This window comes from Microbacterium sp. CIAB417 (genome assembly GCF_022788845.1).
The window spans coordinates 523,836-544,591 of record NZ_JAHZUT010000002.1 but is presented as its reverse complement, the minus strand read 5'-3'; the positions used below and the strand labels follow the sequence as shown (position 1 = coordinate 544,591).

The following is a 20,756-nucleotide window of genomic DNA, read 5'->3' as shown; positions in this document are numbered from 1 at the left end:
CCGCCGGTTCAGCGCCGGCCGCGCCAGCGCACGGCGATCATGGCGGCGATCACGCCCGCCAGTGCGCAGGTCGCCACCGGGGCCGCAGGAAGGAGCACGATCGCCGCTCCGGACGCCGCGGCCAGTACGGCCGCATCCAGCGCCCACACGAGCCGCACGCCGGCCATCGGATCCCCCATCGGCGTCGAGATCCGCGTCGCCTGACGCGGATCGACACCGGGCCCATCGTCGTCGACTGCCACGACGAGCGGATCGCCGCGCTCGCGCACGGTGCACCGGATGCGGGTGCCCCCGCCTCCGCGGCGTCCCGGCGCGGCCTCGGCCGGCCAGATCGCCGTGAACCCCGCCGGCACGCTGGCCGCGGTGACCGCCCCGAGTGCGCAGCGGGTGTTCCTCATCGACATCGACGCCTCATCCGCTGCCTACGGCACGATCGTGCGCACGGCGACCGTGCCGCACGATGCGGCGGCGGCCGCTTTCTCGCCCGACGGAACGAATCTGCTCGTGGTGGGCGCCAACAACCTGTCGACGCTCGAGGTCGCGACCGGCGGTGTGACCGAGACGACGGCGATCGATACGACGGATGCGGCCGCCGTGCTCGTCTCCCCCAGCGGCAACCGCGTCTGGGTCGGCAACCGCGCCTCGGGCGCAGTCGGCCTGCTCTCCCGTGCCACGCTCACCGCGGCGACCGGCGGCGCGGGGACCGTCGGCGCGCCGTTCACGGCGACCGTGACCGCATCCGCGTTCGACATCGCGCCCACGTTCGCCGTGTCACCCGCGCTCCCTGCGGGCCTCGCACTCGACGCCGCGACCGGCACGATCTCGGGAACGCCGCTCGCCGCGCAGCCGTCGCAGACGTACACGATCACCGCGTCCGCCTCTGACGGCACGGTCCTGGCGACGACGATCACTCTGCCGATCGACGCGGCGACCGAGCCCACCTTCCCGACGGCGCCGGCCGCGGGCGCTGCGGCCGGCCCGGAGCGACTGGCTGCGAGCGGCGCAACGGATGCGTCAGGTGCGGCGATCGGCGCGCTCGGCGCTCTCCTCGGGGGCGCGGCGCTGGTGGTCGGTGCCGGGATCCGGCGCCGGGGCAACCGCGGTTGAGGCCATCGGCTCGAACGAGACCGTGGCGAGGCCCGCTCGCGAGGGAAGCCCGAGCCGATGCAGGGCCTCGGCGAGGTGGTGCTCGACGGTCTTCACGCTGAGCCCGACGGATGCGGCGATCTCGGCGTTGCGGCTTCCCGCCGCGGCGAGCTGGGCGACCTGACGCTGACGCGGGCTCAGCTGCGCCAGATCGAGCCCGCGCCGCGGACCGAGGAGGGCCGCCGCGCGACCACGCGTCGGCGCTCCCGTGATCCGCAGGATGTCCTCGACGTGGCTCTGGACGGTGCGCGGCGAGAGGTAGAGCACCTGCGCGATGGCGGCGTTCGTGTTTCCCTCGGCGAGCAGCACCGCCACCTCGCGCTGCTTCTCGGTCATCACGGCGAGATCGCCCCGCGCTCCGCCGACCCGCGCGGCCAACTCCCGCCAGCGACGAGCCGCGAGCAGGCGGTGGCGTTCGTAGCCGACCGCATCAGCCTGCCGTGCGAGGCGCAGCAGGAGCTCGAGCGCCGCCGCGGGTTCGGCGGCAGCGAGGGCGTCCGCACGCACGAGCTCCCCGCGCAGCACCTCGGTCGCCGCTCCCGCGGCTTCATCGATGCGCACGGATGCCGCGGCCAGCGCCTCCGCATCCGCCGCCTGCCCCTGCGACAGAGCGATCGCACCACGAGCGCGAGTGAGTGACGAGGCCGCCACGCGATGGCGGGCCAGAGCGCCGCCGCGACGCAGCAGGACGCCGGCGCGATAGGTGTCCCCCCGCGACAGCGCCGCCTCGACGAGCACCTCCGTGGCGAAGGCGCGGTCCCACACCTTGCAACGTGACAGGTCGGCGCCCGCCGCCGAGACGAGCAGCGCCGCCGCGCGCTGCAACTGCCCCACGGCGCGGAAGCCCCAGGCCACGTAGAGCGACGAGCCCACGGAGAGATAGTTCTCGTCGCGGCGCGTGCGTGCGATCACCGCATCGGCGATGGTGAAGAACCGGTCCCGGTCGCCGGCGACAGCGGCGCCGTAGCTTCCGATGGCCTGCAGCACCACGAGCGCCCGCGGCGGCACGATCGCCGCGCTGCGGAAGAGTCCCTCCGCGATGGAGCGCACCTCGTCGCGGCGCCCGTGGAAGGCACCGCTGCGCGCGGCGAGCAACTGCAGGGCCACGGCGGCCGGGTCGGCGCGCTCGGCATCGTACGTCGCCACCTGTCCGGGGGCGAGCTCGGCACCGCGGATGAGCGCGTCGGCGACATCGAAGCCCCCCGAACTGAGCGCGGCCTCGGCCAGCAGATATCTCGTCAGCAGCGACCCCTCACCTGCCTCGGAGAGGGCCCCGGCCACGGCGTTCGCGTCTACGCCGAGACGGTGCGCGTGCTCGGTGCCCGCCATGGCATCCGCGGTCAGCATCGCGGATGCCGCCAGGCGCACGACGGGAACCGCGCACCCGTCGCTCTCGTCCAGCGCGCGTCGGGCGTGCGCGGCCGCATCCGGGAAGCGGCAGGCGATCACCGCGGCGATCGTCGCGGCGACCCGGAAGAGCGCGCGGTCGGCGCGGTGCATAGCCGCTTCCGAGCGCACCGAGGCGCCCGCCAGCTCGGCGGCCGCATCCCCGCCGAAGACGCGCAGCAGGATGCCCGTGACGAACCGCCACGCTTCGGCGCTGCCGTCGACGTCGTCCCCCACGCGGTCCGCCCCTCTGCCCGTTTCGGGGGAATCGTGCCACGCAGGATGCCCGCCGCGATACGAACCGGATGCGGATTCCGCCGAAACCCGCAGCGGGCGGGGTCAGAAGCGGTTCGCGATCGTCTCCCCGAGGCTCGCCCACAGCGCCGGGTCCGCGCCCGATCCACCCGGATCGATGTCGACGAGCAGCAGACCCTCGTTGCCCTTGACGACGAGGATCGTGCCGATGGAGGCATCGGCCCAGCCGCGCGTGACGCCCGGGATCGGCTGCGCGTTCGCGCCTTGGGGATAGAGCTCGGCCGGCAGAAACGCGTCGGCGTCGCCGGTGTACTGGGCGATCGCGGTGTGCGTGTCGGCAAAGGCCCACGTGCACTGCTGCAGTCCCTGCTGCCCCTCGGCAGCCACGCCCTCGATCGTGTCGACACCGAGAGCTGCCGCGATGTCGGCGGAGGGCACGAGCGCGCATGCGTCGCCCGTGCCCGACCCCGCCTCCGGCGCGGGCGCCGAACCCGAATCGGCGTCCGTCGTAGCCGAGCTCCCCGCGGACTCGGCGGTATTCGTCGCAGCCTGCGAGCAGCCGGTGAGCACCAGGGCTGCCGCGACCAAGACGAGCGGCTTGAGAAATTTCACGCCGCGATCATGACAGTCGGCGAGGCGCGCCGATACGACCTGCGACGCAATCCCGCCGGATCCCGCAGTGCGCGCGTCAGGTCTCAGTGGGCCGCATCCGCGCGGGCGCCGCGCTTCGTGAGACGTGAGATTCCGGTGACGACAGCGACGATGACGAGGCCGAGGGCCAGACCGAAGACGGCGGACAGGATCGTCTCGACGATCCACACCACTACGGGACCGGCCGCCTCCACGAGGTGCGTGATGGCGTGAACCAGGTGTTCGGGTCCGTCCCAGAGCGTCTCGGCCAGGTTGCCCACGACGAGATGACCGCCGACCCAGAGCATCGCGACGGTGCCGACGACGCTGATGACCCGGAAGACGGCGGGCATCGACACGACGACGCGTACGCCGAAACGGCGGATGCGGCGCGCGTCGCTCTTCATGAGACGCAGGCCGATGTCGTCGATCTTCACGAGCAGCGCGACCGCGCCGTAGACCAACGCGGTCATGGCGAGACCGATGATCAGCAGCGCGCCGAGGGTCATCCAGATGCCGAAGTCGGGATCGAGGCTCGACAGGGCGATCAGCATGATCTCGGTGCTGAGGATGAGGTCGGTGCGGACCGCGCCGAACACGAGCTTCTTCTCGTCGCGGGGACCGTCCTCGTCGGCATCCTCGTGGTGCGCACCGAACCACTCGAGCACCTTCTCGGCCCCCTCGAAGCAGAGGAACCCACCGCCCAGGATCAGCAGGAACGGCAGGACCCACGGCGCGAACGCGGTCAGCAGCAGCGCGATCGGGATGATGATCACGAACTTGTTGACGAGGCTGCCGAGCGCGATCTTCCACACCACCGGCAGCTCCCGCGCCGGCGTGATGCCCTGCACGTACTGCGGGGTCACGGCGGCGTCGTCGATCACGACGCCCGCGGTCTTCGCGCTCGCCTTGATGGCGGCGGTCAGGATGTCATCGACGACGGCGAGCAGGCCGACCGACATACGCACTCTCCCGGATGCGAGGGCCGCAGCCGAACGGCTGCGGGGGCGGATGCCCTCAGCGAGGATATCGGCCCCGACGGTGCTCACGCCCCCTTGCGCGCCTGATGGCGCGCGACTCGGTTGCGATTGCCGCACCCCGCAGCGGTGCACCAGATCCCTCGGTCGCTCGCACGCGGGTTCGCCGAGCCGAAGTCACCCGCGGTGCGTTGACTCAGCGAAGAGGGTGAGTCACCAGATCGTGCCGCCCCCGACGGAGATGCCGCCCCAGGTGAGGAGGATGAAGATGATCGCGAACACGACGGGCGCGATCCCCTGACCGCTGCGCGCGAGACCCTTCAGCAGGCCGATCACCGTGAACACGGCAGCGACGAGGGAGAGCCCACCGCCGAGGATGAGCCCGATGAACAGCGGGATGGGCATGAGCACGAGCCCCGCGAGACCGAACCAGAATCCAGCCCAGGCGCTCGGGTTGCGGCGACGTTCGACGGTGTAGGACACGTGCCCATTATGCGGTGCGCGGCCTGCAACCCGAGGAGCACTGGAGCGGTAGCAACACAGCCCATGGCCCGAGGGCGCCTGTGGATACGCCCGGCGACGGTCGCCCTAATGACCACCCACGGACCGCCCAGGTTGACCGCCCGTGCAACTTGGAGCAACCGCTGCGTCTTGGTTTGCATCCAGGCAACAACTTGCCTAATATGGCGTCTGAGAAATCGAAGCCTTAGTCGTACCCACGATTAGGGCCGCAGTACTGACCGCACCATAGTAACGCCGACCACCTCGTCAACAGGGCTGGACGGCTATGGCTTGGACCGCAAGGTACCCCGCGAGGGGAAGGCGCTCAGTGAGGTGTTGGCGTTTCTCGCGTAGCTCAGTAGATCCTTTCTGCTGAGAGATCAGTCGAATGCGCGAGGAGCTTGGCAATGACCAACCAACCTGCAGGACATCGAGACAGCGGTTCTCCATTTGAGTTCGCTGGCGACCAACAAGGTAGCGATGTCGAGAATGCGGTAGGTATTGGGGCCAAGTCTCCCGCGACCCATTTACCTCGCGACTCTGCCGGGGGCGCAAGCTCCCGGCAGAGTACGCCCTTGGAGAGTCTTGCCCTGTTGCGCGCTGCGCTGCGAGGGATGCAGAGCTCCCAATCAATTCCGACTGCCGCAGGCGTCTATTCGCGAATGCTCAAGCTAGACAGCGCATTCACCTACCGCTCCGCAGGCTTCACATCATTCCGTCATTTACTTGCCGACGCCGAGTCCCGCGGCGTCGTCGCAACAAGACCGATGGCATCAGGAAGCGACGTCTACGTCATTCTCCTCGGGGACACAGAACCCGCTGCGCCGGAGCCCCCTGCCTCCAGGCTCGAAGGTTCCGTGTCCATTCATAGCGATCTATGGAGAGCAATCCTCGACTGGGGTGACGGCGCGGCCTACGTCTTCGAACGTGATACTTCGCGCACCTTGCCCTTGGCCCCCGAGGAGCATTCCGACGCGAAGAAGTTCGTTCGCGTCCCGACAGTGAGTCGCGCCGAGCAGATCCAATGGATGGCGGAGTTCGCGAACGAGACCAGTCTTGATGCTGGGGGAGCTGAGCTACTGAGCGCCCTGAACGCCGATAACCCAGCGAGAGGGTTCTCTCTCGTACTGAAGTCGCGCGCCTCTGCTGGCCGCCGTTGGAAGAAGTACCTCCGAGAGCGCGTACTCGAACGCGCGAATGATTGGGCCACCAAGAACGGGATCCCGGCGGCTGCGCTTGAAGCGCAATCTCGGGACGTCGTCGACCGCTCCGCACAGAGCGCGAGGTCGATGAGCGCCGAGGAGGACGCGCGAAAGCGCATCCTCGGGCTGCTCTCCAGGCTTCCCCTCCAGGAGCTCTTGCGCTTGAGAATTCCGATCGAGTACGCGCTCGACCAATGACTGCGCCAGCCGACGGATACATCCGTCGGCTGGCTATTGCTGCTCAGTCTCTCGAAGCATCGATCGCGAAGCTGGGCTCAGCTCGCCCTCACCCCGTAGGACCGGGCATCAAGCGGGATCGGACCTACAGCACCGAGCGAATGAGGTTCCGTCTGCCCGCATCGCAGGTCGCTTTGGATGTTCTGCAGCCGTTGGCTTCGAGCAACGTTCTGAGCCTTGATGAGGCGAACTCGAAAGCCGCATGGCGTGCTCTTCTGGACTCTCCCACGCTTACTCTGAGCCTCCCGGCCCCCACCTCACTTGAGACTGGTGCAGATCCGCTCTTGAGCGAGGAGCAACTTCGGCGCATCCGGAGAGTGGCGCTAGCTACGGTCGTTCATCCTGACCCCGAGTGGGACGCAGCCCGGCAACTCACCGGTCCACGAGTGGGCGGCTTGATCGTAATGTCAGCGCTGCCCACAGCTGACGGCTCAGGCCACTCGCACTTCTGGGCGGAGGCAGAATGGAGTTCCTCCGCTCGTGCGTTCTCGGTCCTCATTGAACCTTGGGTTGCGTTAGCCGGAGAGGCAATCCCGAGCAAGGCGCGCCGCATCGCCGTCGTGGCTGAGCCGAGTGCCTACCTAGACACAGCCCAGTTCGCGGAGGACTCACAGCGCATGGCTGCAGTCGTCGGAATGCAGCTCACGAATCACGAGCTCACGCCGTCAACTCACCAGAACGTTCGCAGCGCGTTAGCGTCATCCCGCCCATCCCATCTTGTCGTTGTCGGAACGAGCGCGGCCATGAGGAACATCGCTGATGATTTCGCTCGCGTGAACTCAGGCTCCTCGGTCACACGTCTCGCGTCCGATCACTCGAGTCGCGAGCTTCTTCGTGAGCAGCTACTCGATCTGGCGGGCGTCTCACTCAGCTTCCATGCGTTTCCTGTTAGCGCGACCGTCGACAGGATAAGGATGCCCATAACCGTCGGAGCTTGCTATCACAACGGCAGTTACGTCTATGTTGAAGACCAATCAACCGGGCTTTACTGGACAAAGGACCTCGATAATCACGGGGGCAGCATCTTCAAGACATACATCAAGACTGCGACCGAGCTCGTTTGGGAGAGTGATCGAAACGGACTGGGCGACTCGATCAACAAGCACAAGAGCGAAAACGGAAAGAGCATCCCACTAGGATCGCTCGCGCCCTGCAACCACCAGGGAACACCAAGCCATGCCATCGTCGCTGTCGAGACCCCCGAGACTCAACGCTGAGCGGCCGTTCGCAGCCAAGTCGCTGGCACCCCGGAATTAAGCCACCCGAAGAAACACCCCGGTCACGCGAACTCTGAAGGTAGCGAAGAACGCCCCCGATCTCGCGTGATTCCGCAGGTTCGAGGGCGTTCAGTCTGACGGAGACGGAGGGATTTGAACCCTGCCAGTGCCCGCGGAGTTGCGTGATGACTACCTTAGAGTCGCGTGATTATGCGGTTCTGTGGTCACCAGTGCCATGGTGAATCACCACGCTCAGCGGCCGAGTGTTGCCTCGGCGTTGTCACGCAGCGGGGCGCCCGGGCGCGCGGATCACTCCTTATCGTTGCGATCCGCGCATAGCCACGCGACGACGTCGTCGCGTGTGTAGCGGATGAGACTGGACCCCGGCGGCTGGACGAACCGAGGCCCCATATTCGGTAGCCTGCGCCACCGCTCGAGCGTCTTCGTCGACACCTCGAGCAGCTCCGCCAGGACCTTCGGGGACATGAGCGCCGGCCACGCGTCGAACTGCGACTGATCGTAAGTCATGGCCGCCATTGTGCCGCCAGCCGCGCGAGGATGCCCGTGTGCAAGAGATCGTCTGACTGAACTACCGCGACGAGGCTGCCCGTCGTGTTCGCCGCGACGTGCGCACCGTGCAGCGCTGGCGAGCCGCGGGCATGCCCATGTGGCTGCGCGACGGCGAGCGCGTCGTCGACGAGGAAGTGCTACTCGCCTGGTGGCGCGATCGTCTCGACAACTGGCCCGCTCACCAATACCGAATGCGGCGCAGCACAGCCAACGAAATGTAGTTCGACAACTCCCACTACTACGCGTCGAAGCATGTGCATAAGTGGCGCGACTCCTGCAACCTTCAAGCAGCACTTTAACCATGCGACATTCTTCGCCTGTGGGAGACGGAAAAAGGCAGATCGTGGGCGTATTCACGATCGGCGGCTCGCTGCACTAGTTCACCTATCCCCAGCGCCTGTCCACAGGGAGGGCGGCGTTTTGCACACTTTGGCCACATAGTTATCCACAGGCTCGGTTGGCGAATGACGGAGGCGGGTGATGAGCTTCCTGTACCAACTGAAGAGCGGCTCCACCGGGACTGGAATCACGAGAAGCCGCTCTTCACCCAACATGAGCACTGGAGGTCACATGGGTTCCGACGAGCCTAACCACATCACCGAAGCAGTCCAACTCCATCTCGGCTACATCGCCGCAGGCGCAGCGCAACAGCGCGCCAACGAACAGCGGATGGCACGCCTCCTTGCGGACCGATACCGCATGGATCGCGTCATCCTGGCGGAGCGCCTGGACGTTCCTCTCGAGATCCTCGATCGGATGCTCGGGAACGACGGCCGTGATCGTGATCCGAGCTGCGCGCAGCTCCACCATCGCGCCTGTATCGGGGCTTGGACGCCGCCCGCCGGCGCAGACATCGCGGTCTGCGAATGCGAGTGCCACGAGAGGTAGCTTCTGCCACACTCGCTGGCATGGAGAACGGATTCATCTGGCGCGACGCCGCGGTCACCTACGCCGATTGGGAAGGCACCGCGCAACTCGATCAGCGACTCACCGGACCGGGCATTGAGGAAACGGTCGGCCTAAACAGGGACGAGTGGATGGTCATCGGAATCGACATCGGCGGCGGCGAGCTCGAACACGATCTGCGCGTGATCGCCGTCCACCGCGACCGGATTCCCGATGGCGGCGGCGTCCTCCCAAGGATCGCGGAAGCCAACGAAGGGGAGATCCCCGCGACCGAGTTCCTGATCCACGACGTTGACCCCTATGCCGTCCTGCAGGCGATCACGCACGTCTTCGAGTTGCGCATGCGCCTCAGCGGTGCCAGTGGGCTGCCGATCAGGGTCATCGAGCAATCTGACGTCCCCGAACAGGCGTAGAGAGCGCCGTGAGCTATGGATACACGGGCCCAACCCGTGAACAGTTCGACGCGATGCAGCGCAGCTCGATTGAAGCCAGCACGAGGAGCACCGCCACCGCCGCAGCTGCGACCGCCGAGCGGATGAGCTCGCTCATCGACGCGATGGGGACGCAGCTCGAGCTCGCGAAGCAAGCCCGGGCAGACGCGGCGCGTTCCGAACGATTCACGCGAATCATGGCCTGGTGCTCGCTCTTCGTGGCCGTCGCCTCACTCGGCGCCGCGGTAGCCGCGATCGTCGTTGCGGGCTAGGGCAGCGCTCCCAGGAGCCTGACTGAGCTACGGCACGGGGCTACAGGTGCTATGTGTAACACCATATGGCGCGCGCACCGGATCCGCGGGGAGAGAGGCCGCCCCGCGCGCGGGAGGTGGGCCGCTTCCGGGGTGGTGGAGATGTGGCCGCCCCCCGGTGTCGGTAGTGAACCATATGCTCTGCGGTGCGCCTGGAGTGGTTCCGGGCGGGGGACGGAGTCGACATGACCAAGTTCAAGATCAACGCAGACGTCAGTGGGGTGCCGTACCGCAAGACTGTGGAAGCAGTGAAGTTTCGCCACGAGGGCGACTACTTCTTCTTCTACGGGCCGGGCGACTCGAAGGTCTACGCCGTCGCTTCGTCGCAGGTTCTCACGGTGGAGAAGGAGCTCGACTCGAAGTAGTCCGCGCGGGCTGCTGAACGACCACATGAGAAAAGGCCCCCGCACGACTCACGTGCCGGGGCCTTTGGGGTGCTTGGTGTCTGACTTCTGCGCCTACTCAGCGATGTTGACTCTGGTCGGCGACGCTGGCTGCAGGAACTGGAACACGGCGCGAGTCTCGCCGCGGGCTCGGAGGAGGTTCCGCTCGTACAGGTCGAGGAGCGTGGGCTCACCGTCGGGCTCGGCGGCGGGCTGCTCGTACACGCCCTTGTCGGTCATGGTCATCTCGACAGGGCCGCGTCGTCGGCCGAGGATGGACTTCCAGTCGCCGACCCACGCGGTGCTCTCGATCTGCGGCGAGACGACGATGGGCACGTTCCAGAGGAAGCGGCCGCGGGCGTCGCCGAGCAGAGACGTGGTGAGCGGGCAGTCGTTCGTGTCTTCGGCGAGCTCGACCTCGGTCCGGTCGTCGGAGTGCAGAGCGATGCCGTTCGCGAGGACGCCGGCGATTTCGAGGTCACCGAGCGCGAGACGGATCGACCGGAACATGTTGCCAACGAACGGCTGCATGTTCGTGCCCGGCACGGCGTCGAGGCCACGCGCGGTGGCGCCGCTCTCCGTCTCGCCGCCGTTGATCATGAGGTCCTGCAGCGCTTCGGTGAGGCCGTAGGCGAGCTCGACGGACAGCCACGGCTCGAGCTGACCGAAGTCCTGCAGCCACTGTTCGCGGATCGGCTCGGTCAGGTGCGCGATCGTCGACAGCTCCCACGGCACCGACTCGAGCTCGTATCGGCTGGTGGGCTTCTTCGCGCCGCCGGCGACGGTGGCCGCGTTGTTCTCGCGCGTCGTTTGCCGCAGGTATGAGGCCATCGGGCCGCGAGTTGTTGTCGCCTCGTTGCCATGCGAGGTCTGAGGGGAACGAGAAACGCCCCCGGTCTCGCGTGATTCCGCAGGTTCGAGGGCGCTCAGTCTGGCGGAGACGGAGGGATTTGAACTTCAGCCACTGCTGAGGCGTCCGAGGCTCAACACCGAGCGAGGAAAGATCAACCGCGGATTCCCGCGGCTAACGCGCTCGCGGACCTTTCGTCGAGCGTTGCCGACTGCAGTGCACTTTCGCCCGTCCGTGGGCAAAATGTGGGCACTACACCCAATCGCTCCGCGACGCGGGTGGCGGTCGGGAGCCTTCCGCGAGCAACAAGAGCCGCGCCGCTCAGACAGGGCCTCGCCCGAGGAACCTGACCGGAACTGAACGCTCCATCTGCTCCGACGCTACCTCGGCAAGCTACACCCCGCACGAAGCAGTCACCCGCCTCCTAGCGATTGATCGCCGAATGGGCCCGCCGGTCCACTCGGAAACGTACCCGGCGAGCAGGGTTACGCCCGCGATGGCGGATGGCAGCAGGGCGGTGTCCCGCCACCATGGCGGTCGCACTTCGAGCCCGTCCCCGTGGTCATGCTCGTCGTCATCATCGTGGTCGTCGTGACCGTGCGCGTGCGTAGCGGGTTTCTCGTCGCGCCCGCAGCAGGCGTCACCGTCGACTTGGTGCACGCGAGGTGCCCTGTCCGCCGAGGCGGGCTCGTCGATCGGGCCGCAGCACGCGTCTCCGGTGGTCAGCGGCTTGCTCAGGTGAAGCCGCTTCACGGTCGTGGTGACCTTGCGGTGCTCGTCCGGCCCACAGCACTCCTCGCTCACCGCGCTCCCTCCGCGTTCATGTCGGCCATCGCACCGGGCCCGCAGCACAGCGGCACGTCGCAGTTCTCGTCAGCGCACGTGACGCCGTCATCGAATGCGAGGACGGTATCGACTAGCAAGGTGATCGCCTTGGTCAAGTGGCGGTCGGCGATCTCATAGCGGGTCTGCCTCCCCTCCGGAGTCGCCACGACAATCCCGCATCCCCTGAGACACGTCAGGTGGTTGGAGACGTTGGTTCGGCTGAGTCCGAGAGATTCGGAGAGCCGTGCAGGGTATCCCGGCCCGGCGAGGAGTTCCAGCAGGATCCGAGACCTGGTGGGATCGGCCATCGCGCGACCGAGACGGTTCATCACATCTACCCGTGACGCAAGAGTCAGCATGCGGTGACTATACATCGAATGCTGTATTATTAGGCGCGGATTCTGGGAGCCACCTGAACGGTCGGTGGGCTCCAGGCGATCGTGGCGACTATTGGAGTACAGGCGTCCATGTCAGCACCAGCCTCACCGATCTCGGCGCCCCGCCATAGAGGTGGAATGATGCAAGCGCACGGGCGTCTCAAGAAGATCAGTACGCCCCGCCCTCCACGAACTCACATCCCACCGCTTCTCAAGAACGGGAGCGGGTCGAAGGGTTGGTCGCGCGCGTCCATGATCTCCAGATGCAGGTGCGCCCCGAATGAGCGCCCCGTGTTCCCGACCGCTCCGACCGTCTCGCCCGCCGCGATCGTCTGGCCGGATTGCACACGGAGAGATCCGGATTGCATGTGTGCGTAGCGGCTGGCCACTTTCCTCCCGTCGATGACGTGGTCGATGATGACCATCACTCCGTAGCCCCCGCCTGCTTCCGTGGCGATGCGAACGGTGCCGTCGGCGATGCTCTGGATCTGCGCTCCTTCGCCGGGAGTGAGGTCGAGGCCCTGGTGCATGGTTCCCGAACGCATCCCGTATCCGTAGGTCATGGGGACTCCGACCGCGAACGGCCATTGGACGAGCGCCGACGGGTCGTTCCGAAATAGATCTGATGTGTGCCTGATTCCAGCCGACGCCGCGATGCCCGCCGTGTCGGTAGCAATGTAGTCGCCGCGATTCAGCGGCGCTGCCGCATCGCGTTCCGGCGTGACAAAGGCCTGGATCTCCTCCGCGCGGGGCGCCGCACTCCCCCTACCGACTGACTCAGCGGTATCGGACGAGGATCGCACCGAGGCGGTGAGAGGCACGGTCATCGCCAGCATGACAGCCGCGATGGCCGCTGTGATCGAGCGAGTCACAGCGAAGGATCTGCGCCGTGTCGGCCGACGCGCATCGCTTTCGAGCGCCGAGACGACAGTCGCGCGCGGAACGGATGATCGGTGCGAGGTCGTCGTGCGCGAAAGCTCGACCCACGCCAGGTCGAAGGCATCGACGATTCCTTCCGCATCTCTTGCTGCAATCGGACGACGCGCCTCTCGCAATTCGCGCCGGGTGCGTGGATGTGCATCATTCACCGACCCATCACCTCCCTTCCGCCATGATGTACTCCTCTTTCTCGGTCAGATTGAGATTCCCCGAGCGGCAGGAGCAGCTCTACCGTGGCGGCATCGCCACCGTCGCGGTACAACTGCGCAGCGAGCCATCCCGCACGGTTGGAGGCCTCAGCGGCGGCTTCGGCTTCGGTGTCTGCCTGGGATTGGAGCGCGTCGGCTCGTTGGCTGGCGGCGAAGAAGTCCTGCTGCGCGGCGTAGAACGCATCCGCCGCTTGTTCGGCCGTCGCGCGAGTACGTTGCACCTCATTGGTCAGGCTCTGTATGAGACCCCGGATGCGGGTGATCTCGGCCGTCTTCAGCGTCCCGTTCACCTTCGCGGCCTGCACGTCATCCCAGGACGGGTAGTCGGCGGCGAAAGCGGGCAGCGGCGACACGGAGCCGCCGATCGAACTCGCAGCGATGAGCCCGAGAAGCCCCGCCCCGAGTACCGCGCGGCGGGGCGCACGTAGCCCGAGGATCCGCTGCTCCGCGAGTGAAAGAGCGCAGCGCATGTCGACGCTGGTCGGCCCTCCATCCGGCGTGTGGGGTTCGGCCTGGACGATGGGTTTTGTCGGTCTCATGCTCGTTTCGCCCTTCGTGAATGGGGGTGTGCGCGCGGGCTGGCAGGCCGGGCGCTGTGGTGGATGCCGAGCCCACTGAAGGCGATGACCGCGAGGACGGGGACCAGCCAGGTCAGCCACGGACCGAGAAGCACAGCTGCAGTGAGCCCGGTGCGCAACGGGATGGTGCTGATCTGCGCGGCCGCGGTGTCGACGTCGACGCTGTCGGTCGTGGCCCCTTCGGGGGCGATGACCTGACTTGTACCGACGGTGGAGACATTCACGACGGCCCGGCCGGTCTCAATGGCGCGCATTCTCGCGAATGCGAGCTGTTGTAGGTTCTCGTCGGTGCCACGGAAGTCGGCGTTGTTGGTCTGGAAGACGTATAGTTCCGCGCCGGCGCGAGCGGCGTCCCAGATCACCTGGTCGTAGATGACGTCGAAGCAGATCGCCAACCCAACACCGATGTCGCTCACGGTGACGATCGGCGGATTGCTGCCGGGAGTGTACTCTCGCTGAATCCGCCCGACGAGGTCGGGGACGATGCGTTCGTACAGCCACCGGTCGGGCACGTATTCGCCGAATGGGACCGGGTTGACCTTGTCGTACTGCTGCCGCGCGTTGGTGTCGGCCGTCCACAGCAGGGACGTGTTGAACACGGCTTCACCGCGGGAGGTGACCGCGTTTATCAGCAGCGGCGCACCCGCCGCCTCGACGACACGATCTAGCTGAGTCGCGACCACGGAAGTTCGCAACGGGTCGGCGTCGATGCTGCCTTCCGGCCACACCAGCAGGTCCATCTTCTCGCCCAGTAGCGGCTGCGAGGCGGCGGTCTGCGCGGCGAGCATGTCGCCGGGCGCCTTGGGGTCGAAGTAGGCGGCGGGTCCGTTGCCCTGCACCCACCCGACCCGCAGCGTTCCGGCGGTGGTGGTCGGGAACTGCGGCGTCACGACGAGCAGGAATGCGAGGACGGCGGCGGGGATGATGCCGAGCAGGAACCGGAGGCCGCCCGCGCGGGCCCACTCCAGGATGCCCGCGCACAGCGCTACGACCAGCAGGCTCAGCCCGGTGACGCCGGTCCAGGATGCGGCATACGCCAACGGGCCCTCGACCTGTGTCATCCCGATCCGCGCCCAAGGGAACCCGCCGTAGGGCCACGCCCCCATCGCGATCTCCCGCGTAGCCCAGAGGCTACCGATCAGCAGCGGCACGAGGATCAGTTGCACGGGTCCGCGCGGCCGGTACCACCCCGTCCATCGGTAGGCAAGTGTGAGCGGGACGCCGCCAGCGCCGAACAGAAGCGCCTGCAGGCTGGCGAGAGCGACCCAGGGTATCGGGCCGAGGAACTGTCCGACCCAGGCGAGGTGTGTGAAGAAGAACACGACGCCGAAGACCGTGCCGACGAGGAATGAAGTGAGGATGCTACGTCCGATCAGGCTGATCAACGACATCGTGACCGCCACCAACGCCAGCGGCCACCATCCGATCGCCGGGGTGGCAAGATCCAGCGCGAGCCCGCCGGCGGCCGCCACCACCATCGCAGCCCACAGTGGCAGCCGCGCCGTGCGGTCTAAGGCCATCGCTGTGTTCATGATCGGCTGAGCTGAGGTGGCGAAGTTGGTCGTGATCATCAGCGGGTGTCCTCATGGCGGAGCCTGTCGAGGTACGCGTTGTAGGCGTCGAGCTCGGGATCTCCGTGGGTGTCGGCGTAGCGAGCGGCGGCGGCGTCGCGGACAGTGTCCTCGCGGAACCAGCGGTGCATCACGAACAGCAGCATCAACAAAGTGGGCGCTTCGCCGTACGACCAGGCCAAGCCCCCGGCGAGACCCTGGTCCGCGATCGGATCTACGCCCATAGCCAGCGTGGGCGCCGTGAACGCATCGACCAACAGGGTGGTCGACATCATCAGGAATACCCCGAAGAATGCGTGCAGGGCGGCTTCAGCGAACACGTCCACCGCGCGGCCGCCGTGGCTTAGTCGCACCGGCAGCGGATCGGCGGAGAGCACCGGGATGGTGAAGAGGATGCCCGCGGCCAAGAATCCAATCTCGAGGCCGATGTGCCCGCCGGGCGTTTCCAGAATGCGGTCGGCGGTGTCGGCGAGGTACAGACCGTAGAACGCGAACAGGTAAAGCGGGAGCGCCACCCAGGGGCTCAGAACCCACCGGGCGCCCCGGGTGCGCAGGCCCCAATGAGCTGCGAGGAGCACGAACCGACCGACTCCCTGGTGGGGAGTGGCCCGCAGCAGGAGCGTGCCAGGTGACCCCAGCACCAGCAGCGGGGGAATAGCCATCATGAGGGTGAGCTGCTGGAACATGAACACCGAGAACAATGCATACCCGTACGCCTCGACGCCGAGACCGGTGACCGCGGCCAGGGTGAGGCAGCCGAGCAGGAAGCTAACCGTGCGCCACACTGGCCAGCGCCGTCGGCCGGTCCACAGCCGGATCGCGCCGGCCAGGTAGGCAGCCGCAAGCGCAGAGGCGATCACCGGCAGCAGTGGGAACGGTAGCGGCACGGGGCTGAGAAAGCCGAGCAGGGTCGGCGGTGTCCCAGGGATCCAGTCGTTCACGATGTCATCCCGGTCAGGACGATCGAAGGTCGAGCAGGTCGACCAAGTTGGCCGTCGTCGATCTCGAGATTGAGAGTGTTGTCAGCCGGGCCTCTCATCGGGCGTTCCCTTCCGGGTTCGCATCGCGCGCACGGTTCAGGGCGACAGCGTGGACGTTCGCGATGTCGCGGACGGCCTTATGGAGCGTGGGATCCTCCCCGCGGGCGAGTCCCGCGTATTCGACGTGGACGCCCTCGGCGGTGGTGCGGGCCTTGACCCAGATGCGTCGACGAGGCACGAACAGACCGGCGAACAGTCCCACCGTGGCGAGGATCGCGAAGGCGAGCACCCATCCGCTGGTGGGGTCGTTCTGGATCTGCAGCGACGCGAACCGCTTCACCGGCTCCTGCTCGGACACCGCCTCCCAGGTGATCGTTCCCCAGCCGTTGGGCAGGTCCACCGTGGCGCCGGGGGTGAGTTCGAGGGAGTCCAGGCCGGTGTCGCCGCCGGTGTGCTGAGTGAGTCGGTCGGCCTCGAGGGTGTACACGGATCGGGGCGTGCCGTCGTCGATGCCGAGGTCGCCGCTGAACACGTTGAGGGTGAGCACCGGGTTGACCACGTCCGGGTAGACCGACGTGAACGCGCCGGAAGGCAGCACCCCCTGGGTGGGATAGAAGAAGCCGACCAGGCCGAGCTGCTCGGGCAGCCCGTCCGGAATCTTGATGATCCCCAGCGAGGTCATGTTCGAGTCCTGCGGCAGGAACGGCTGCGATTCGCTCCACACGATCTCGCCGGCGGCGTCACGGACGGTGAGGGTCGGGGCGTACCCGTTGCCGAGCAGGTAGATGCGGTCGCCGGCGACGGCGATCGGATAGTTCACGATCACGCTCTCCGCCCGATCGTCTTGACCGGCGCTGCGGATGGTGACGTCGGCGGAGAAGTCGCCCGCCTGCCCGGCGCCGGGGCTGCCGGGCAGCCGGTAGGAGACGCGGAAGTCGTCGAGGGTGAGCGAGTACGGGGCCAAGCCGGCGCCGTCGACGAACCGGCCGGGGTTGAACGAGGAGTAGTCGCTGAGGGCGTTGACGAACGTGGTGCCCTCCACCACGACCCGTTGCCCGGTGTAGGCGAACCCGCCGCCGATCGCGACCGAGGCGAGCACCCCGACCAGGGCGACGTGGAAGACCAGGTTGCCGGTCTCTCGCAGATACCCGCGCTCGGCCGAGACCGATGCCCATCCCGGCCCGTCGTAGCGGTGCACCCGGTAGCCGGCCCGGCGCAGCTGATGCTCCGCAAGCCGCACCGCCTCCCCCGCCGGATCGGGGACGGCTTCATCGGCCGCGATCGTCGTCTCCTGGTAGGCGGCTAGGCGGGACAGTCGTGCGGGGGTACGGGGCGGCAGGGACCGGAGCGCCTTGTAGTGGTGCTTGGCGCGGGGGATGACGCAGCCGATGAGGGACGCGAACAGCAACAGGTAGATCGCGGAGAACCAGGGCGAGGAGTACACGTCGAACAAGCCGACCGCATCGGCCAAGGGGAACAGGTCAGGGTTGTCGCGTTGCCACTGGGTGACCCCGTTGGGGTCGGCGGTGCGTTGCGGGAACAACGATCCGGGGACGGCGGCGATCGCGAGGAACAGCAACAGCACCAAGGCGGTGCGCATGCTGGTCAGTTGCCGCCACGCCCATCGTGCCCAACCGACCACCCCGAGGGAAGGACCGGTGATCTCGGACGAGGAGTCGGAGTCGAGGTGGTCGGCGGGGCGCAGCGGGTCGACGACCGTGTCGGTCTCAGAGCGGGGCGGGGACATTGATCACCACCTGTTGCAGAGCAGACATCAGCATCGTCCACAGCCCGGTCACCATCAGCATCCCGAGCAGCACCAGCAGGGCGCCGCCGACGATGTTCAGGACACGGATGTGGCGGCGCAGGAACGACGCCGAGCGGGACGCCCATCCCCACCCCAGTGCCAGCAGCAGGAACGGGATGCCCAACCCGAGCGAGTAGGCGAGACCGAGCAGGCCTGCGCGGGCGGGGTCGCCGAGGTTCCACGACATCGACAGGATCGCCGCGAGCGTCGGACCGATACAGGGGGTCCATCCCACTCCGAGCGCGAACCCGAGCAGCGGGGCGCCGATCAGGCCGGCGCGGCTCTGCACTCGGGGACGCAGAGTGCGTTGGGCGATACCGAAGAACCCGATGAACACCAGGCCGAGGGCGATCACGACCGCCCCGAGGATCCGGGTGAGGATGTTGGCGTACTGCAGCAGCAGGAACCCGAACGTGCCACCCAAGATCGTCACCGTGACGAACACCACCGTGAACCCGGCGATGAACAGGCCCACCCCCAGCAGCAGGCGGATGCGCTCCGCTGTGACCGTCGACCCGGTGGCACCGGCACCTGGGTTGCTGCCGGCGGCGCCGCCGAGGTAGCCGAGGTAACCGGGCACCAGAGGCAGCACGCAGGGGGAGATGAACGAGACCAGGCCGGCGAGGGCCGCGATCGGGATCGCGATCCAGAGGGCGCCGTCGACGACCAGCTGACCGGGGTTCATGACGGGTTCTCCTCTGCGAGGGTGTCGGCGACCAGGGTGGACAGGATGGAGGCGCTGGCCAGCTGTCCAATGATCCGGGCGGCGACTCTTCCGTCCCGATCGAGCACGAGGGTGGTGGGGGTGGCCTGGATCGGGGTGACCTGAGCGAACGCGAGCTTGACCTTGCCGTCGTTGACGTCGATCACGCTCGGGTAGGTGACGTTGTTGTCCCGGGCGAACGACAGTGCGGTAGCGGGCTGGTCGTAGGTGTTCACGCCGAGGAACGCGACGTCCTGGTCCTGGTACTCCTGCCAGACCTCTTCCAGCAGCGGCGCCTCGACGATGCACGGTCCGCATGCGGCGTACCAGAAGTTCACCACCAGCACCCCGCCGCGGTAGTCGTCGCTGGTCACGCTGTCGCCGGTCTCGGTGACCCCCTCGAACGCGACCGGTTCGCCGCGGTCAGGCTCCGGGATCTCCACCACTTGGAACTCGCCCGCGATGTAGCCCTTCTCATTCCCATCCCGGTACTGCTGTGCGAGCGAATCGCTGCTCGCGCACCCAGCAAGTACGAGGACAGCCAGCATCACTACGGCTGTGGTGACCACGCGGCCGCGAGTCATGAGCGGCGCACCTTGATCATCGCGCCGGCGACTCGTGCGGTGGCATCTCGTCGCCGCGCCCACAGCACGCCCACGAGGACGATGGCGCCCGCGCCGAGAGCGATGTCGGCGAGGTTGCCGATGAACCAGGTGCCGTAGGCGAGGAAGTCGGTGACGTGCCCGACCCCGAATCCGGGTGGAGAGAAGAGACGGTCGATGAGGTTCCCGATCGCGCCGCCCAGGATCAATCCGAGCCCCACGGCCCACCCCACGGTGCGAGCTCGGACGACGGCGATCACCAGCAGAATCACGATTGCCGCGCCGAGGAGGGTCAGCAGCCCGGTGAAGCTGGCGCCAAGGGAGAGAGTCGCGCCCGGGTTGAAGGCGAGCTGCAGCCCGAGCAGATCTCCCAGCAGCGGCACACGGCGCTCTGTGCTGAGCCCGGACAACGCGGCCGCCTTGGTGGCCTGGTCGATCAGCACCACCGCCGCGGTGATCGCGCAGGCGATCGCGAGTCGTGTCCGTCGGTTACGAGCCATCTGCCTTGCCATCCGTTGAGGACTCTGGCTGGGCCGCTGCCGCGGCGGCGCGGTCACGGCGGCGGCGTTCCCGCGCCACCATGAAGACCACGATCAACGCCCCGCCGACGATGGTCACGCCGCTGATGACGGCCAGCACGGGGAAGGCCTCTCCCCCGCCGGACGCCTGACCGCCGTAGCCGTCATCCCCGGATTCGGCGGCGGAGGATGTGGGAGATGGTTCGGGCGTCTGCTCTGTGGCGGTAGGCGCGGGAGTGGGGGTGTTATCAGGAATCGCGGCGGATTCGAGGGTGTACGTGTACTCGTCACTGATGGGATGACCGTCGCTGGAGACGACCCGCCACCGCACCGTGTAAAGACCGGGCTCCTGATCGCCGGTGAGCGCCTGAGTGACCGTCGTGCCGTCGATCTGCGGCTGTTCGGTCGCGAGGTTCTGACCGCCCGGGGTGATCACTTCGATGACCACAGCGCTGCCCACGGTGAGGATCTCGCCGCTGAACGTCAACGAGATCTCCTGCGGCACCACGCCGATGGTCGCGTCAGCCTCGGGAGTGGCCGAGACGATGCTGTCGTGCGCGGCCGCGGACGATGCGGTTGCGAGCACCATGCCAGTTGCCAGCAGCAGGCTCGCCAACAGGGCGAGGAACGTGGCAGAGCGAAGCC

25 protein-coding genes are annotated in these 20,756 nt (G+C 67.3%); 6 read left to right on the top strand and 19 right to left on the bottom strand.

Annotation, left to right across the window (positions count from 1 at the left end; genetic code table 11):
• Nucleotides 1-8: 8 nt before the first annotated feature.
• Nucleotides 9-398 carry a hypothetical protein gene (locus tag KYX17_RS09280; protein WP_243226707.1) on the bottom strand — a complete coding sequence of 130 codons (390 nt, stop codon included), beginning with the start codon at nt 396-398 and terminating at the stop codon, nt 9-11.
• Here KYX17_RS09280 and KYX17_RS09275 point away from each other — a divergent pair.
• Nucleotides 364-1,107: an Ig domain-containing protein gene (locus KYX17_RS09275; protein ID WP_243226706.1), complete on the top strand. Its 744-nt coding sequence runs from the start codon at nt 364-366 to the stop codon at nt 1,105-1,107. The two genes, KYX17_RS09280 and KYX17_RS09275, sit on opposite strands and share 35 nt — an antisense overlap.
• On the opposite strand, the gene KYX17_RS32255 is transcribed toward KYX17_RS09275, so the two are convergent.
• From KYX17_RS32255 to KYX17_RS09255, 5 genes are all read right to left on the bottom strand, one after another.
• Nucleotides 1,015-2,769, bottom strand: a complete 1,755-nt coding sequence (locus KYX17_RS32255) for a helix-turn-helix transcriptional regulator (RefSeq protein WP_243226705.1) — start codon at nt 2,767-2,769, stop codon at nt 1,015-1,017. The genes KYX17_RS09275 and KYX17_RS32255 overlap by 93 nt on opposite strands.
• Nucleotides 2,770-2,871: 102 nt before the next feature.
• Entirely contained in the window at nt 2,872-3,399 is a 528-nt protein-coding gene (locus KYX17_RS09265) for a hypothetical protein (RefSeq protein ID WP_243226704.1), read from the bottom strand.
• Between the two features lie 83 nt (nt 3,400-3,482).
• Nucleotides 3,483-4,379 (bottom strand): DUF808 domain-containing protein, encoded by an 897-nt coding sequence (locus tag KYX17_RS09260; protein WP_243227283.1) that lies wholly within the window; start codon nt 4,377-4,379, stop codon nt 3,483-3,485.
• Nucleotides 4,380-4,462: 83 nt separating this feature from the next.
• Complete coding sequence (locus KYX17_RS32425) at nt 4,463-4,534, bottom strand: CGNR zinc finger domain-containing protein (protein ID WP_374208945.1); 72 nt, start codon at nt 4,532-4,534, stop codon at nt 4,463-4,465.
• 73 nt (nt 4,535-4,607) lie between these two features.
• Nucleotides 4,608-4,877: a hypothetical protein gene (locus KYX17_RS09255; RefSeq protein ID WP_243226703.1), complete on the bottom strand. Its 270-nt coding sequence runs from the start codon at nt 4,875-4,877 to the stop codon at nt 4,608-4,610.
• A gap of 680 nt (nt 4,878-5,557) precedes the next feature.
• Here KYX17_RS09255 and KYX17_RS09250 point away from each other — a divergent pair.
• Both KYX17_RS09250 and KYX17_RS09245 read left to right on the top strand, forming a co-directional pair.
• Nucleotides 5,558-6,295, top strand: coding sequence for a UPF0158 family protein (locus KYX17_RS09250; protein ID WP_243226702.1), 738 nt, complete (start codon nt 5,558-5,560; stop codon nt 6,293-6,295).
• A 173-nt stretch (nt 6,296-6,468) separates the two neighbouring features.
• Nucleotides 6,469-7,551 carry a hypothetical protein gene (locus KYX17_RS09245; RefSeq protein ID WP_243226701.1) on the top strand — a complete coding sequence of 361 codons (1,083 nt, stop codon included), beginning with the start codon at nt 6,469-6,471 and terminating at the stop codon, nt 7,549-7,551.
• A gap of 309 nt (nt 7,552-7,860) precedes the next feature.
• Here KYX17_RS09245 and KYX17_RS09240 read toward each other — a convergent pair whose 3' ends face one another.
• Both KYX17_RS09240 and KYX17_RS09235 read right to left on the bottom strand, forming a co-directional pair.
• On the bottom strand, nt 7,861-8,079 hold the full coding sequence (locus tag KYX17_RS09240; RefSeq protein ID WP_243226700.1) for a helix-turn-helix domain-containing protein: 219 nt from the start codon (nt 8,077-8,079) through the stop codon (nt 7,861-7,863).
• A 585-nt stretch (nt 8,080-8,664) separates the two neighbouring features.
• On the bottom strand, nt 8,665-8,931 hold the full coding sequence (locus tag KYX17_RS09235) for a hypothetical protein (RefSeq protein WP_243226699.1): 267 nt from the start codon (nt 8,929-8,931) through the stop codon (nt 8,665-8,667).
• Between the two features lie 98 nt (nt 8,932-9,029).
• Between KYX17_RS09235 and KYX17_RS09230 the strand changes: the two genes are divergently transcribed.
• From KYX17_RS09230 to KYX17_RS09220, 3 genes are all read left to right on the top strand, one after another.
• Nucleotides 9,030-9,440, top strand: coding sequence for a hypothetical protein (locus KYX17_RS09230; protein WP_243226698.1), 411 nt, complete (start codon nt 9,030-9,032; stop codon nt 9,438-9,440).
• Nucleotides 9,441-9,493: 53 nt separating this feature from the next.
• Nucleotides 9,494-9,730 carry a hypothetical protein gene (locus KYX17_RS09225; RefSeq protein WP_243226697.1) on the top strand — a complete coding sequence of 79 codons (237 nt, stop codon included), beginning with the start codon at nt 9,494-9,496 and terminating at the stop codon, nt 9,728-9,730.
• 224 nt (nt 9,731-9,954) lie between these two features.
• Nucleotides 9,955-10,134, top strand: a complete 180-nt coding sequence (locus KYX17_RS09220) for a hypothetical protein (protein ID WP_243226696.1) — start codon at nt 9,955-9,957, stop codon at nt 10,132-10,134.
• Between the two features lie 93 nt (nt 10,135-10,227).
• Here the strand turns inward: KYX17_RS09220 and KYX17_RS09215 are convergent, their stop codons facing one another.
• The 11 genes from KYX17_RS09215 to KYX17_RS09165 form a co-directional block, all read right to left on the bottom strand.
• The gene (locus KYX17_RS09215; protein ID WP_243226695.1) at nt 10,228-10,983 is read right to left on the bottom strand and encodes a phage major capsid protein; all 756 of its coding nucleotides are present in this window, start codon (nt 10,981-10,983) and stop codon (nt 10,228-10,230) included.
• Nucleotides 10,984-11,802: 819 nt separating this feature from the next.
• The gene (locus tag KYX17_RS09210) at nt 11,803-12,186 is read right to left on the bottom strand and encodes a helix-turn-helix transcriptional regulator (protein WP_243226694.1); all 384 of its coding nucleotides are present in this window, start codon (nt 12,184-12,186) and stop codon (nt 11,803-11,805) included.
• Nucleotides 12,187-12,398: 212 nt separating this feature from the next.
• On the bottom strand, nt 12,399-13,292 hold the full coding sequence (locus tag KYX17_RS32250; protein WP_243226693.1) for a M23 family metallopeptidase: 894 nt from the start codon (nt 13,290-13,292) through the stop codon (nt 12,399-12,401).
• Complete coding sequence (locus tag KYX17_RS09200; RefSeq protein ID WP_243226692.1) at nt 13,289-13,705, bottom strand: hypothetical protein; 417 nt, start codon at nt 13,703-13,705, stop codon at nt 13,289-13,291. The genes KYX17_RS32250 and KYX17_RS09200 overlap by 4 nt, the downstream gene beginning before the upstream one ends.
• A gap of 182 nt (nt 13,706-13,887) precedes the next feature.
• On the bottom strand, nt 13,888-15,501 hold the full coding sequence (lnt, locus tag KYX17_RS09195) for an apolipoprotein N-acyltransferase (protein WP_243226691.1): 1,614 nt from the start codon (nt 15,499-15,501) through the stop codon (nt 13,888-13,890).
• Complete coding sequence (locus KYX17_RS09190) at nt 15,501-16,445, bottom strand: cytochrome c oxidase assembly protein (RefSeq protein ID WP_243227282.1); 945 nt, start codon at nt 16,443-16,445, stop codon at nt 15,501-15,503. The genes lnt and KYX17_RS09190 overlap by 1 nt, the downstream gene beginning before the upstream one ends.
• Before the next feature lie 91 nt (nt 16,446-16,536).
• Nucleotides 16,537-18,228, bottom strand: coding sequence for a cytochrome c biogenesis protein ResB (locus KYX17_RS09185; protein WP_243226690.1), 1,692 nt, complete (start codon nt 18,226-18,228; stop codon nt 16,537-16,539).
• Nucleotides 18,209-18,973 carry a cytochrome c biogenesis CcdA family protein gene (locus KYX17_RS09180; RefSeq protein WP_243226689.1) on the bottom strand — a complete coding sequence of 255 codons (765 nt, stop codon included), beginning with the start codon at nt 18,971-18,973 and terminating at the stop codon, nt 18,209-18,211. The genes KYX17_RS09185 and KYX17_RS09180 overlap by 20 nt, the downstream gene beginning before the upstream one ends.
• Nucleotides 18,970-19,575, bottom strand: a complete 606-nt coding sequence (locus KYX17_RS09175) for a TlpA disulfide reductase family protein (protein WP_243226688.1) — start codon at nt 19,573-19,575, stop codon at nt 18,970-18,972. Before KYX17_RS09175 ends, KYX17_RS09180 begins: the two co-directional genes overlap by 4 nt.
• Nucleotides 19,572-20,093 (bottom strand): signal peptidase II, encoded by a 522-nt coding sequence (locus KYX17_RS09170; RefSeq protein WP_243226687.1) that lies wholly within the window; start codon nt 20,091-20,093, stop codon nt 19,572-19,574. The genes KYX17_RS09175 and KYX17_RS09170 overlap by 4 nt, the downstream gene beginning before the upstream one ends.
• The gene (locus KYX17_RS09165; RefSeq protein WP_243226686.1) at nt 20,083-20,727 is read right to left on the bottom strand and encodes a copper resistance CopC family protein; all 645 of its coding nucleotides are present in this window, start codon (nt 20,725-20,727) and stop codon (nt 20,083-20,085) included. The genes KYX17_RS09170 and KYX17_RS09165 overlap by 11 nt, the downstream gene beginning before the upstream one ends.
• Nucleotides 20,728-20,756 lie beyond the last annotated feature (29 nt).

Coding starts and splice junctions, on each gene's coding strand:
- KYX17_RS09210 (WP_243226694.1), bottom strand. CDS start 12,186: ATGCTGACTCTTGCGTCACGGGTAGATGTGATGAACCGTCTCGGTCGC.
- KYX17_RS09235 (WP_243226699.1), bottom strand. CDS start 8,931: ATGGTGGAGCTGCGCGCAGCTCGGATCACGATCACGGCCGTCGTTCCC.
- KYX17_RS09180 (WP_243226689.1), bottom strand. CDS start 18,973: ATGAACCCCGGTCAGCTGGTCGTCGACGGCGCCCTCTGGATCGCGATC.
- KYX17_RS09250 (WP_243226702.1), top strand. CDS start 5,558: ATGCTCAAGCTAGACAGCGCATTCACCTACCGCTCCGCAGGCTTCACA.
- KYX17_RS09215 (WP_243226695.1), bottom strand. CDS start 10,983: ATGGCCTCATACCTGCGGCAAACGACGCGCGAGAACAACGCGGCCACC.
- lnt (WP_243226691.1), bottom strand. CDS start 15,501: ATGATCACGACCAACTTCGCCACCTCAGCTCAGCCGATCATGAACACA.
- KYX17_RS09280 (WP_243226707.1), bottom strand. CDS start 398: ATGAGGAACACCCGCTGCGCACTCGGGGCGGTCACCGCGGCCAGCGTG.
- KYX17_RS09230 (WP_243226698.1), top strand. CDS start 9,030: ATGGAGAACGGATTCATCTGGCGCGACGCCGCGGTCACCTACGCCGAT.
- KYX17_RS09175 (WP_243226688.1), bottom strand. CDS start 19,575: ATGACTCGCGGCCGCGTGGTCACCACAGCCGTAGTGATGCTGGCTGTC.
- KYX17_RS09185 (WP_243226690.1), bottom strand. CDS start 18,228: ATGTCCCCGCCCCGCTCTGAGACCGACACGGTCGTCGACCCGCTGCGC.
- KYX17_RS09220 (WP_243226696.1), top strand. CDS start 9,955: ATGACCAAGTTCAAGATCAACGCAGACGTCAGTGGGGTGCCGTACCGC.
- KYX17_RS09225 (WP_243226697.1), top strand. CDS start 9,494: ATGCAGCGCAGCTCGATTGAAGCCAGCACGAGGAGCACCGCCACCGCC.
- KYX17_RS09240 (WP_243226700.1), bottom strand. CDS start 8,079: ATGACTTACGATCAGTCGCAGTTCGACGCGTGGCCGGCGCTCATGTCC.
- KYX17_RS09260 (WP_243227283.1), bottom strand. CDS start 4,379: ATGTCGGTCGGCCTGCTCGCCGTCGTCGATGACATCCTGACCGCCGCC.
- KYX17_RS09170 (WP_243226687.1), bottom strand. CDS start 20,093: ATGGCTCGTAACCGACGGACACGACTCGCGATCGCCTGCGCGATCACC.